The sequence below is a fragment of the Bradyrhizobium sp. genome, assembly GCF_047605465.1.
In the GTDB taxonomy this organism is placed as follows: Bacteria; Pseudomonadota; Alphaproteobacteria; order Rhizobiales; family Xanthobacteraceae; genus Bradyrhizobium.
Genome location: NZ_JASGFS010000007.1, coordinates 37,322 through 50,472, shown reverse-complemented (window position 1 = coordinate 50,472; position 13,151 = coordinate 37,322). Strand labels below are relative to the sequence as shown.

Below are 13,151 nucleotides of genomic sequence, written 5' to 3'. Positions count from 1 at the left end.
GCCGTCTGATAACCATGCAAGCGGCGGCGCGCAACGGATGCCAACCCGGAAAGACCCGCCATGACCGCCCATTACGACGCGCGCGAGACGCGCGAACCGGCCGCGCGCGAGGCCGAGCTGTTCTCCCGCCTGCCGGACGTGCTGCGCGCCGCGATGGCCGCACCATCCTATGCCGAGCGTTTCAAGGGCCTGGATCCCGCCTCGGTGACCTCCAGAGCCGCGCTGGCGCGCCTGCCGGTGCTGCGCAAAGCGGAACTGCCGGCCCTGCACAAGGCTTCCATGCCCTTCGGCGGCTTCGTCGCGGCGGCGCCGGGATCGTTTGCCCGGCTGTTCACCTCCCCCGGGCCGATCTTCGAGCCCGAAGGCCGTCAGGCGGACCCCTGGCGCGGCGCGCGGGCGCTGTTCGCGGCCGGGTTCCGCCCGAACGACATCGTACTCAACACCTTCAGCTACCACCTCACCCCCGGCGGTTTCATCTTTGATGCCTCGGCGCGCGCGCTCGGCTGTGCGGTGATCCCGGCAGGCCCCGGCAATATCGAGCAACAATTCGAACTGATCGAGGCCTACCGGCCGGTCGGCTACAGCGGCACGCCCGACTTCCTAAAGATCCTGCTCGATGCTTCGGCAAGCGCGGGCCGCGACGTCTCCTCGATCAAGCGCGCGCTGGTCTCAGGCGCGGCATTCCCGCCCTCCCTCCAGGCCGAGATCAAGGCACGCGGCATCGAGGCCTATCAGGCGTTCGGCACCGCCGATCTCGGCCTGATCGCCTTCGAGACGACTGCGCGAGAGGGCATGGTCGTGAACGAGGACCTGATCCTGGAGATCGTCAAGCCCGGCACCGGCGATCCCGTCGCGCCCGGCGACGTCGGCGAGATCGTGGTGACTTCACTCGACGCGCATCATCCCTGGATCCGGCTGGCGCTCGGCGATCTCACCGCTGCGTTGCCGGATTCGAGCCCCTGCGGGCGCACCAACATGCGCATCAAGGGCTGGATGGGCCGTGCCGACCAGACCACCAAGGTCAAGGGCATGTTCGTCCGTCCCGAGCAGATCGCCGAGATCGGCAATCGCCACCCCGCGCTCGGCCGCCTTCGTCTGGTCGTCACGCGCCAGGGCGAGACCGACGCGATGACCCTGAAGGCGGAGACCGCGACCGCGAGCGAGGCCTTGCGCGACGAGATCGCGGCGAGCCTGCGCGCCGTGACCAAGCTCGGCGGCACGGTGGAGCTGGTCGGCCCCGGCGCCCTGGCGAACGACGGCAAGGTGATCGCGGACGAGAGGTGACCGACAGCCGTCCGGTCGGCCACAGGTCGGATGCCCGGCCACTGGAAGCATGCCGCTATCGACGCTAGAAGCTCAGCAGGCGGATCCGGCAGGAGGTCCGCCATGCAAGGCTGTCGCAATGAAATCGCTGGACGACACTTCGAAGATCGGGATTTCGCGACAAGAGCAGGCGCCTCATTCGATCAAGAGACCTCACATGGTCCCTGCGGTCCGAGCGGCCTGGCTGCTCGCCTGTCTGCCCGCAATCGTCTTCCTGCTCGTCCTGCTCGCGCTGACGTCCTATGCGGCTCCCGAACATGACGATTTCTGCTTCGCGTCCCTGAACGCAAGCAGCGGGTTCGTAGCCACCATCATCCAATTCTACAATGGTTTGACCGGCCGGATCGTCCCGCTTTTCCTGCTTCAATTGCCCGGCGCGATTTCGACGGCCGGTGGCATGAGCCTATTGTCGGCCTACTCCATCACGCTGGCCATCATTGCGGCCGTCTCCTTTGCCGCGATGTATTTGACCGTATCCGCGGCCTTTCCTCGGGTCGGCGGATTGCCCCTGGCTTTTCTCGGCCTGACCTTCGTCGCCAGTATCCTCGGCGCCTCGCCCAGCGTACGCGATCAGCTCTACTGGCTTCCCGCGGTCGTCTGCTACGTTCCCCCGGCACTCGCGACCATTTTCATCCTCGGAAGATGTGTCTACGCGGTCCGGGACGGAACCAGCTTTTCAGGCGCCGCCGCGTGTCTCATGGCGGCAGCCGGCTTCGCGGCATCCCTATGTAACGAGTTCACGGGTGTCTGGCTGCTCCTGATCATCGCGTGCTCGCTTCTTCTCCGTCGCGTCCGCGGCCAACCGCTTCAGTTCGGACATCATTTGCTGATCGCCATCGCCATTCTGGCGGGATGGGTGATCATCGTGCTGGCTCCCGGCAACAGCCTGCGCATGGCGGCGCAACCGAACGGTGCCGGCCATATCGGCCGGGCCTTCTATGAAGCGTTTCGCTTCTCGCTCGTCGGCCTCGGCCGCTTCCTGCGGGAACCCGCGATCCTTGGGTGGCTCATCGCGACGGGCTTGATCACCTTGGCCGCGTCGCCGCGCCCGGATCCGGCCCGCGCCGACGACAGGAAATTCGCCCTCGGAATCACGGCGCTTGCCCTGTTCTGCTGCTACTTCGAATACTTCGCGCACGAATATTCCACGGGGATGCGGATCATCGAACGGGCGCAGAACCAGGCCTTGATCCTTCTCCTGTTCAGCACGACGTTGACCGTTGCGTTCCTGACCGAGACATTTCGCGCGAACCTGCGATCGCGCTACGATGCGCTTGCGGCTCTGGAATTCAACTCTCTCGCACTCCCGTCCCTGCTTGGCCTGATGACGGTGGTATCGCTCGCGTTCAGCTCGACGGGATCTTTGCTACGCCGGGAGAGGAGCGAGCTCTACGATTATCATCAGGAAAGCGTCCAACGGCACATCCTCCTGGCGACGAGCAAGGAGCAGACAGTCGCGGTTCCCAAGCACCGCGTGTTGCCGTCGCTCCTGATGAGCGCCGACGTCACGGCCAACACGGAATGCATTGCCCGATACTACGGAAAGTCCACGATCATCCCGGTTGAACCGAGATGAGGCACGCTACGCGGCCGCCAGGAAAAACACAGGGCCAGTGACGAATGGGTTCCGCGCCGTCTCGCGTTACGACTTCGATAGCCTGTAGTTTCCGAGATAGAGCACGTCGAGCCCCGAACAGAAGTACGTATGCAGCGCCTCGAGCGGTGCATTCACGGTCGGCTGCTCGTTGATGTTCAGGCTGGTGTTGATGAGCACCGGGAGCGTGGTCGCCTCGGCGAACTCCGCGATCAGGCGGCTGTAGAGGGGATTACTTTCCTCACGCACGCTCTGGATGCGCGCGGTGTTGTCGACATGAACGACCGCGGGCATCGTCTCCGCGACCTTCTCGTTGACCGGAAATGTCACCACCATGAAAGGCGCTTCGAAAGTGTTTTCGAAGTACTCGGACTGGCGCTCGTACAGGACCGACGGACAGAACGGGCGAAACTCTTCGCGATACTTGATCGAGAGATTGATACGATCTTTCATGCTCGCCTGGCGCGGATCGGCCAGGATCGACCGGTTGCCGAGGGCGCGTGGACCGTACTCCATCCGCCCCTGGAACCAGCCCACGGTCTTCTGATCCACGAGATCGGTGACGCAGCGGGCGACGGGGTCATCCAGCACCTCGAACCGCGCACCGATCTTGTCCAGCGTCTCCCGGATGGTGTCGTTCGAATATTCCGGGCCCCAATAGGCGTGGGTCAGCGGCGAGATCGCGTGCCCCGCCTCCGCGCATTTGAGCATCGCAGCCCCGAGCGCCACACCCGCGTCGTGGGGCACAGGCGGAACGTAGAGCCGTTTCACCGACGGCTCCGCCGCGATCTCCATGTTCATCTTGCAATTCAATCCGACGCCGCCGGCAATGCAAACGTCACCGCAACCGCTCTGGGCGATCGCGGAGCGGATCACCTCGGTGGCCACGATCTCGAGCTGCTTCTGCCCGCTCGCCGCGATGTTGGTGAACCGCTCGCTGAGCGGCTCACCGCGCAGCCGCCGCGGCCCCAGGATCTCTTCCATCTTCTCGGTGAAGATGCGCTCCTGTCGCGTCGAGAAATCGCTGGTGAATATCTCCGCGTCGCGCCTGCGCTTGTCGAGTTCGGGATCGAGCTCGTAGCTGATGCCGTTCGGACGCAACAGCTTGGCGAATTTGTCGAGATATTCGGGACTGCCGTAGGAGGACAGTCCCATGACCTTGTACTCGTCATTGGTCATCTGGTAGCCGAGATACTGCGTGAGCATCCCGTAATAGAGACCGAGGCTGTTGTGACGGCCGAACCGCGTCAACACACGGAAGTCGTTGCCGCGGGCGTGCGCGACGAGGCCTGAGCTGGAGTCGCCGGAGAAATCGAAACAAGCGACCGTCGCTTCCGAGAAGCCGGACCCGTAGAACGAACTCGCAGCATGGCAAATATGATGATCGTACAGCTCGATCTTCGGGCTATGGCCGAACTGGTACTTGAAATACTCGGTGAGGCGCTGCCCGTAATTCGTGTAGGTCTTCAGCGGCGAGCAGATCCAGTCGACATCACGCATCGTGATGCCTGCCTGCTTCAGGCAGAAGCCGATCGCGCCGCGCGGCAACTCACCGCGGGCATGCTTCGCCAGCGTGAAACGCTCCTCCTCGGCTGCGGCGATCAATTCGCCATCGCGCAGCAGCACGGCCGCACCGTCATGGTGCCCATGCTTGATACCAGAGCTGATCCCGATCACATACATCTATGCCACCCTCTCGGCGGCATCTATAGAAACTAACATCAATGCAATCAAGGGAGTAGCGCGGCCCGGCGCGGCTTGGTAACGGTGCTCTCGCACGGCGAGGGAACACGGCGCCGTCGTTCCGACCGGAAGCATGGAGACTGCGTTGAACAGGCCAGCCGTTTTCTTCGATCGCGACGGCGTGCTCAACGAAGATACCGGTTACGTCTTCGAGATCAGCGGACTGAAATGGATCGAGGGCGCGCCGCAAGCCGTCAAGGCGGTCAACGACGCCGGCTATTTCGCATTCGTCGTCACCAACCAGTCGGGGGTCGCCAGGGGCCTCTATGACGAGAGCCATGTCGACACGCTCCACGCCTGGATGGCCGGTGAACTCGCCAAGAGCGACGCTCACATTGACGCCTTCGAATATTGCCCCTACCACCCGGACGCCGTCGTGGAACGGTATCGCCAGACCAGCCCACGGCGCAAACCCGCACCGGGGATGATCACCGACCTCCTCGCACGCTATCCCGTCGAGATAGACCGCAGTTTCCTGATCGGTGACAGATCCAGCGACCTGGAGGCGGCCTCGGCCGCCGGCATCCGCGGATTCCTGTTCCCGGGCGGCAATCTCAAGACGTTCGTCCGGGACCTTTTGTCGGCGGAAAGAAGCAGCGCGCCATGATCACGAACGGACAGCAACAGCCTCTCCTCGCTGGACGAGCAGGGATGATTTGTCTTCTGGGCCTGCTCGCGGCGCTTTGCTGCCTGTCTCTGGTCGAGGTCTCGAAGCGTCTCGACTACATCCCTTTTCATCAGGAACGCCTCATGGAGGCGGTTGCCGTCGTCGCAGCCTTCTCATGCGTGGCCATCGCGCTGCTTTCAGCCGCGAAGTTCAGCTTCGGCTATGTGACCTCGCTCAGCCTCTTCTCCATGGTCGCGGGCTTTCTCTGGATCAACACCTTCTCGAAATTCCCCTACGACCACCAGCTCGCGCGTTTCTCCGCCGTCGCGTCCTTTCTGGTCTTCCTGGCGGTGACGATCGTCACACCCAATCGGTCCAAACTTCGATTTGAATTGTCGGAACGCACCTTGAGGAGAATCGTGCTTGGCATCGAGATTCTCGCGCTCATCACGCTTCTGGCCGCATCGCGGTATAATTTTCGGCTGGTGTCGCTCGCGCATATCTACGACTTTCGGCAGGACATCGATTTCCCTGCGCCGGTACGCTACGCGATCGGCATCTGGTTGAGTGCCCTGCTGCCATTCGCCTTCGCCTGCCATCTGGAGCGTCGGGAAACCAAGCGGGCCGCGCTCGTGCTCGTCCTGATGCTTGCGTTCTACCCCATCACATTGAGCAAGTTTGCGCTGTTCTCTCCGGCGTTCCTGCTCTGGCTTCTCCTTCTCGTCACGTTCTTCGAAGCCAGGGTCGCCTCGATCCTCTCCCTTCTCATACCTCTCGTGGCCGGCCTCGTGCTGATCAGCGTGGCTCCGCCGGGACACACCGGACTGACCGAGTCGATCTTCAAGCTGATCAACATCCGGATGTTCGCGATCCAATCGAGCGCATTGGACGTCTACAATTCATTCTTTTCGACCCACCCTCACACTTATTTCTGCCAGATATCGTTCCTCAAACCCCTGATGGCCTGTCCGTACGCCGAGCCGCTGTCGGTGGTGATGCAGAACACCTACTCGATGGGCTACATGAACTCGTCGTTGTTCTCGACCGAGGGCGTGGCGTCCGTTGGCCTGTTGCTCGCTCCGATCTCGGCGCTGGCGTGTAGCCTCGTTCTCCTGCTCGCCAATTACGCCTCGTCCGGCCTGCCGCCCCGGTTCATTCTATTGTCGAGCGGGTTGATGCCGCAGATCCTGACCAACACGCCACTGACGACAACGCTGCTGACGCACGGACTGGTCATCCTGATCGTATTGTGGTGCGTGACGCCGCGTCTGATCGGCGAGCCCCGGCCGAGTTAACCGAGCTTCGCCGGTTTAGTCGATCAAGAGCGCATTTTCGCGCCGATCACATCGCCTCAGACATTCGCCAGGTTGCGCAGGTAGGACGCGTAGTCGCCCTTGCCCATGTCGGACGCCAGGCGCTCGAGTTGCGCCCGGTCGATGTAACCCTGATTGAACGCAACTTCCTCGGGGCAAGCGATGCGGAAGCCCTGCCTCTTCTCGACCGTCGCAACGAATTCCGCAGCATCGAGCAGGCTTTCGGGTGTTCCCGCATCCAGCCAGGCGAAGCCGCGCCCCAATCGCTCGACATGCAATTGGTCACGCGCGAGATAGAGTCCGTTGAGGTCGGTGATCTCCAGTTCTCCGCGCGCCGAGGGCTTGATGCTCGAGGCCAGGCTCGCCACCTGCTCGTCGTAGAAATAGAGGCCCGTGACCGCAAAATTCGATTTGGGTTTCTGCGGCTTCTCCTCGATCGAACGCGCCTTGCCCCCTTCGCCGAATTCGACCACGCCGTAGCGGTTCGGATCGGCCACCTGATAGGCGAAGATGGTCGCACCATTCGTCCGGCCCGTGGCATTGGCGAGCAATTGATGGAGCCCCTGCCCGAAGAAGATGTTGTCACCGAGGATCAGGGCCGAGCGCTGCCCCTCGACAAAATCGGCGCCGATGATGAAGGCTTGGGCAAGACCGCCCGGCGTCGGCTGTTCCGCGTAGGAAAGCGACAGGCCCCATCGGTTGCCGTCACCGAGGAGAGCTTTGAACTGCGGCAAATCGTGCGGCGTCGAGATGATCAGGATCTCGCGGATCCCTGCGAGCATCAGGGTCGTTAGCGGGTAGTAGATCATCGGCTTGTCGTAGACCGGCAACAACTGCTTGGAGGTCACGAGGGTCATTGGATACAGCCGCGTACCGCTGCCGCCGGCAAGGATGATTCCTCTCAAGGTGAGCCTCCCTACTCCTGTGAGATACGATCGAGGCAGTCGTCCAGCGACGCCGCAAGAGCCGGTAGCCGGATGTCGAAAACCGATTGCAGACGCGTGGTCGACAGACGTGAATTTGCCGGACGAATGGCGCGCGCCGAATATTCGGCCGAGGAGACCGGAACGATCTCGCTCGATCCCGCGCCGCCCGATGTGGACCTCTTCGCGATCAGCCGTGCGAAGTCGTACCAGGTGAGCGCGTCGGGACCGGCGATATTCGTGACGCCCGCATAGTCGGATCGCCAGCCGGCCTGGCTCAAGCGGCGCGCCAGCGCGATTGTCGCCCCGGCAATATCGGGTGCGTAGGTTGGACAGCCGGTCTGGTCGTTGACGATCCTGAGGCACTGTCCCTCCACCAGCTTGCGCCGGATGGTCCGCACGAAATTGGACCCGAACGGAGCATACACCCATGACGTCCGCAGCACGATGTTTCGGGTATTCGCCGACATCACGGCCAATTCTCCCTCCAGCTTCGAACGTCCGTAGACGCCTTGCGGGTTCGGGGAGTCCTGTTCGTCGTAAGGGGTAGGTTTCCTGCCGTCGAAGACATAGTCGGTCGAGAAATGGATCACCGGGGCATGCTGGCTTGCCGCAGCGGCGGCGACTTCACCTGCGCCGTCGCGGTTGATCGCGAAAGCCAGATCGGTCTCGTCTTCGGCCTTGTCGACGGCAGTATAGGCGGCCGTGTTGACGACGATGTCCGGGCGGAACTGGGCAATGGCCGCGGCCAGCGCTCCGGGCCGCAACAGGTCTGCATCGGGACGTCCGACGGATTGGAGAACGATATCGTTCTCGCCGGCTGCGGCTTCGCGCAACGATCGGGCGACCTGACCTTCGCGACCAACGACCAGCAGTCTCATGAGCCGTCTTGTCCGATCAGACCCAGACGCTTGCCGCTATAGACGCCTTCCCGCAATGGGCGCCACCAGTCGGCACGATCCATGTACCAGCGCACCGTCTTCTCGATACCCGTTTCGAACGTCTCGTGGGCGCGCCAGCCGAGTTCGCCTTCGAGCTTGGTTGCGTCGATCGCGTAGCGGAGATCGTGACCGGGACGGTCTGTCACGAACGAGATCAACTCATGATGCGACGTGGCGGTCGGGCGCATGGCGTCGAGCAAGGTGCAGATCTGCCGCACCACGTCGAGATTGGTCTTTTCGTTGCGTCCGCCGACATTGTAGGTCTGACCCGGCCGGCCCTTCGCCAGAATCGTCGCGAGTGCCTGCGCGTGATCCCCGACATACAGCCAGTCGCGAACGTTCAGACCATTGCCGTAGACCGGAAGCGCCTTGCCCTCCAGCGCATTCAGGATCATCAACGGGATCAGCTTCTCGGGAAACTGGTAGGGTCCGTAATTGTTCGAGCAGTTCGAGACGATCACCGGCAGCCCGTAAGTGCGGTGCCAGGCCTTCGCGAGATGATCCGATCCGGCCTTGCTGGCCGAATAGGGAGAACTCGGATCATAGGACGTCGTCTCGGTGAAGGCACCCTCCGGGCCCAGGGATCCGTAGACCTCGTCGGTCGAGACATGCACGAACCGAAACGACTGGGCGATGCTCGCGGGGCTGCGCTCGTGATAGCGGCGCGACACGTCGAGAAGGGTGAACGTCCCAAGCAGGTTCGTTCGCACGAACACGTCCGACTGAGCGATCGAGCGGTCGACATGAGTCTCGGCGGCGAGGTGAACGACCGCACCGGGCTCGTACTTCCTGAAAACGGATTCGACCGTGTCCCGATCGCAGATATCGCCCTTTTCGAAGACGTATCGCGGATCGCTCGAGACGGGAGCGAGCGAGGCGAGATTGCCCGCGTAGCTCAAATTGTCCAGAACGACGACGTCGAGCCCGAGACTGGAAATGAAGTGACGGCTAACCTCGGATCCGATGAACCCGGCCCCTCCAGTCACAAGAACCCGCATGATCGTCCTATGGTTTTAGCTGGAGCGCTGTGCCGGTTCGCCCAGACGGGGAAGATTGCGATCCTTGTCCGACAAGATGGCTTTCGTCGGGGAGATGCGCCAATCGATTTGAAGCGCGGGATCGTCCCACGCGATCCCGCGTTCATGACCCGGTGAATAATAGTCGGTCGTCTTATAAATGACCTCGCAATTATCGTCCAGCGTGACGTAGCCGTGCGCGAAACCGGGCGGCACCCACAGCTGCTGCCAATTGGCCTCGGAGAGCTCGACGGCAACGTGCTTTGCGTAAGTCGGAGACCCTTCGCGAACATCCACCGCGACGTCGAGGATGGCACCCCTCGAACACCTCACGAGCTTTCCCTGCGCGCGCGGCGCGAGCTGGTAGTGCAGGCCGCGCACGACGCCTCTGCTGTTGGAAACGGCGTGATTGTCCTGCACGAAGGCCGCATCGACGCCATGAGCGGCGAAAATATCCGCCCGAAAGGTTTCGGAGAACGAACCGCGGGCATCAACATGCCGCAGCGGTGTCACCAGCAACACGTCGGGAATGCTCAGGCGTTCGATTTTCATGGTGTCATCCGGCAAGGTTGATCGCGTTCGGTCCTTACAGGGCCCGATCTCAAGCCCGTCAAATCCGACCAAATATCGCCGCGACGTATAGCGCGAGATTCTCGATGGCCGTCTGCCGATAGACCCCCGATCGCCAAAGTAGCCACAATCGGACAGGCAGCCAAGCGGTTCGTGCCCGCGCGAACAGATCGAGGGTCGCGACGTTTCCCGGAAGCAGCTCCCCGCGGACCCGGTTCAACAGCGTGAGATTGATCTCATTCCATCCGGCCATCTGCCCCGACAACAGCCCGAGCGCCCTCGACAGGCGCGCCTGCAGACCGACGTTCTTCCCGAACACGTTTTCTCCGTGCTGCCGGTAGGCAAGGCTCGGCCTCGTGTCGTAGTGCACGAGCCCTCCGACGCCGGTGATGATCTGATACGTCCACCAATCGTGCGCGACCATCGCCGCGTCCGGCGGCGTCGTCTGAAGCGCCCGCTGTGCGGCCCGGTTGAAGATCATCGTGTTGCCGCCACCGAGATTCTGGACGAGCGCATTGGCGAATCCCGATGCACGCCTGAACTCCCGGGAGTAGCCCATGGGTGCTCCCTGCCGGGTGACGAGCTGGGTGCGCGTGCAGAACAGAGCCGGCCTGTCTTCGGGCACCTGCTCGAACCACACCACGGCGTCCGCAAGCTTGTGGTCGAACCAGATGTCGTCCTGGTCGCTGTAGCCCATCAGTTCGCCCGAGACCTCCGGGCTGCGGACCAGGGAGACGAAATTCTGCCAGAAGCCCTTCTGCGGACCGCGCAGGACGACCACCCGCTGCGATACGGATTTCGCGAACTCGTCGACCAGCGCAAGCGTCTCGTCACTCGATCCGTCATCGGAGACGACGAGCTCCCAATTCGCGTAGGTCTGCGCGCGATAGGATTCGAGCTGATGGCGAATGAACTCGGCGCCATTCCTGGCCGCGAGCAGGATCGTTACCTTGGGATGCTTGGACAATTGACTGACGCTCACGTACCGGTTGTCTGGAGTTCATTCGCCCCAGGTGCCGAAATCAGGCGCGTCTGGGTACCAAATCACCGGGATGCTTTCCATGCCCTTGTGTCCCGCCGGCCCGAACCGCTCGCAGCCGCAGACCTAGGCGAACAACCGCTGGGATCGCATCCTGACGAGGTAGTCGCGTATCAGGCCGACCACCAGTCCGGCCGACAGCCCCATGACGAGACCGAACGCGATGATGAGGCTCTTGCGAACGAACATGATCCTCACCGTCGAAACCTCGCCGATCATCTCGGTGGAGAGCGACTGACGCTGATTGCGTTGAACCAGAAGAAACCTCTGGCGATCGAGCTCCCTCATCTCCCTGGCGTTTCTCTCCATGGCTGACGTGAGCGTCGCCAAGGCCATGGCGCCGTCCTCGCCCCCCGGCCTGTTGGCGGACGAGAATGCCTTCTGCAGGTTCGACTGCGTGTCCCGCAAATCGGCAAGCTCCTGGGTATATTGCTGCGCCAGCAGGTCGGCACCAGAGCGCGCTTCTCGCATGAGCTCTCCCTGCATCGACGACAGGTGCTCGAAGAGAGCCGTAACGATGGTTCGCGCTTCGTCCGGGCTCGAAGCACGCGCCCTGACACGGATCAACTCGGTCGCGGGCACCAGATCAACGCTCGATCCTTCGTACAGCGTTTCCAGAGTTTCGCCATCCGGCGAAATGCCTTTGCTCTTCAGCGCATCGCGCAGGAAGGATCTCGCGCGTATTCGTTCCAGAACGTTATGCAACGGCTCGACCGGCCGGGCCGCGCCACTCAGAACGTCATAGACCTGGCCGGCCCGGATCCTCACCTCGGCCTCCCATCTCGGCCCGGCGAGACTCAGCGCAGCAATCGCCATCACGGCGACGATGGCGAACGTGATGACCACCCACCGCCCCTGACGCACGAAGGCAGAGACGAGTTCTTCCGGCACGAAGCCGTCACGGCCTGCGGGCCTCCTGTCCGGTACCGACGCGTTGCTGTCCATCATCTCTGGTCCATGCCCTTCAAACGCCCGGGAAGAAAATGCGCAATGATCGGAATCGCCAGACAGATCGCCACGAATCCAAAGTTCGTCCAGGTAAACGCCTGAGGAGCGAATGGAGACATCACGGACACGTAGGAAATGCGAAGAAAAACAAGAACGCGCCAAACCGCGATTTCGTTCTGCAACAGCACGATACTCCACAGCAACATGCCATAAAGCGCAAAAATGCTCAGCATCGCACCGCTCCAGCCGAACGCCATCAGGAACGGGAAGAATTCCGTGCCGACATTGATGGTCGCCTTGTCCAGCGGTATCTCCGACCCGAGCGTGACCGTGGAACCGCTGAATGGGACGAGTTGGGCGATGAGAATGCTCGTGTTGTGGTAGTCCTTGGCCATGATGGAAGAGAAATTGTAGACGCCGGCGCTGACATACAGCAGCAGCCACTTCACACCCTGGGGAGAGTTCCGGAACACGCCGCTCAACGGCAAGCCCTGATTATCCAGGGTTCCCGAACGAATGGCCCCCAACAGCGAGAAGAGCGCCAACGCACCGATCAGGAACGGCACGATGACCTTCCACGACAGCAGCGGCGACTTCTGCTGCCGGAGAACCAGCGTCAGCACCAGCGAGAACAGCGCCGCAAACAGGCGATTCCGGTCGATAACGAGAATCGGGAAGATCAGGCCGATCGCGATCAGCGCAATGCGCACCGTCCAGCTCCGGAAACAGAGCAGCGCGAGAGGCGGCAAAATCCAGCTCAAATTCGAAATGTGGCGCACATGATTCCGACCGCCATCGAACGTCGCATACAACGAGGGATCGACGATCAGCGGAATGGGGAAAGCGGTCAGATCGACCACGCAGAATGCGGCCACCAGGCAGCAGAGCGCCGCCGCAACGGCTCCCTGGCGCGTCTGCGAGAAATCCATGCCCTGAAAGGACGCCGGTTCAGGCAGGCGAATCCCGAGGAAGACGTCGAACACGACGATCGCGGCCACCGCGGTCGCGAAAAACAGCACGCCTCCGAGCACGGCGACGGAAGGCTCGAAACTCACGACCATCCCCGCCACGGCGACGACCATCGGCAGCGCCAGATAGGTGGATGGGTATCTCAGCAACGTCAGCAGCATGACG

The 13,151-nt window shown here is 62.3% G+C and carries 12 protein-coding genes; 4 read left to right on the top strand and 8 right to left on the bottom strand.

Annotated elements, in window-relative coordinates:
• Positions 1-60 precede the first annotated feature (60 nt).
• Positions 61-1,284: a phenylacetate--CoA ligase family protein gene (locus QM712_RS09300; RefSeq protein WP_415022788.1), complete on the top strand. Its 1,224-nt coding sequence runs from the start codon at positions 61-63 to the stop codon at positions 1,282-1,284.
• A gap of 196 nt (positions 1,285-1,480) precedes the next feature.
• The gene (locus tag QM712_RS09295) at positions 1,481-2,899 is read left to right on the top strand and encodes a DUF6056 family protein (RefSeq protein WP_415022787.1); all 1,419 of its coding nucleotides are present in this window, start codon (positions 1,481-1,483) and stop codon (positions 2,897-2,899) included.
• Between the two features lie 66 nt (positions 2,900-2,965).
• Here the strand turns inward: QM712_RS09295 and QM712_RS09290 are convergent, their stop codons facing one another.
• Positions 2,966-4,600 carry a carbamoyltransferase gene (locus QM712_RS09290; RefSeq protein WP_415022786.1) on the bottom strand — a complete coding sequence of 545 codons (1,635 nt, stop codon included), beginning with the start codon at positions 4,598-4,600 and terminating at the stop codon, positions 2,966-2,968.
• Between the two features lie 145 nt (positions 4,601-4,745).
• On the opposite strand from QM712_RS09290, the gene QM712_RS09285 reads away from it, so the two are divergent.
• Together QM712_RS09285 and QM712_RS09280 are read left to right on the top strand one after the other, a co-directional pair.
• Positions 4,746-5,267, top strand: coding sequence for a D-glycero-alpha-D-manno-heptose-1,7-bisphosphate 7-phosphatase (locus QM712_RS09285; protein ID WP_415022785.1), 522 nt, complete (start codon positions 4,746-4,748; stop codon positions 5,265-5,267).
• A gap of 44 nt (positions 5,268-5,311) precedes the next feature.
• Positions 5,312-6,562 (top strand): hypothetical protein, encoded by a 1,251-nt coding sequence (locus QM712_RS09280; protein ID WP_415022784.1) that lies wholly within the window; start codon positions 5,312-5,314, stop codon positions 6,560-6,562.
• Between the two features lie 56 nt (positions 6,563-6,618).
• Here the strand turns inward: QM712_RS09280 and rfbA are convergent, their stop codons facing one another.
• From rfbA to QM712_RS09245, 7 genes are all read right to left on the bottom strand, one after another.
• Complete coding sequence (rfbA, locus tag QM712_RS09275) at positions 6,619-7,485, bottom strand: glucose-1-phosphate thymidylyltransferase RfbA (protein ID WP_415022783.1); 867 nt, start codon at positions 7,483-7,485, stop codon at positions 6,619-6,621.
• 11 nt (positions 7,486-7,496) lie between these two features.
• A complete protein-coding gene (gene rfbD / locus QM712_RS09270) occupies positions 7,497-8,384 on the bottom strand; it encodes a dTDP-4-dehydrorhamnose reductase (RefSeq protein ID WP_415022782.1) in 888 nt (295 codons plus the stop codon).
• Positions 8,381-9,442, bottom strand: coding sequence for a dTDP-glucose 4,6-dehydratase (gene rfbB / locus QM712_RS09265; protein ID WP_415022781.1), 1,062 nt, complete (start codon positions 9,440-9,442; stop codon positions 8,381-8,383). Before rfbB ends, rfbD begins: the two co-directional genes overlap by 4 nt.
• A 15-nt stretch (positions 9,443-9,457) precedes the next feature.
• Positions 9,458-10,012, bottom strand: a complete 555-nt coding sequence (gene rfbC, locus QM712_RS09260) for a dTDP-4-dehydrorhamnose 3,5-epimerase (RefSeq protein ID WP_415022780.1) — start codon at positions 10,010-10,012, stop codon at positions 9,458-9,460.
• Positions 10,013-10,070: 58 nt separating this feature from the next.
• Positions 10,071-11,012 carry a glycosyltransferase gene (locus tag QM712_RS09255; protein ID WP_415022779.1) on the bottom strand — a complete coding sequence of 314 codons (942 nt, stop codon included), beginning with the start codon at positions 11,010-11,012 and terminating at the stop codon, positions 10,071-10,073.
• Between the two features lie 123 nt (positions 11,013-11,135).
• Positions 11,136-12,017 carry a hypothetical protein gene (locus QM712_RS09250; protein ID WP_415022778.1) on the bottom strand — a complete coding sequence of 294 codons (882 nt, stop codon included), beginning with the start codon at positions 12,015-12,017 and terminating at the stop codon, positions 11,136-11,138.
• Entirely contained in the window at positions 12,014-13,147 is a 1,134-nt protein-coding gene (locus QM712_RS09245; RefSeq protein ID WP_415022777.1) for a hypothetical protein, read from the bottom strand. Before QM712_RS09245 ends, QM712_RS09250 begins: the two co-directional genes overlap by 4 nt.
• Positions 13,148-13,151: the final 4 nt, after the last annotated feature.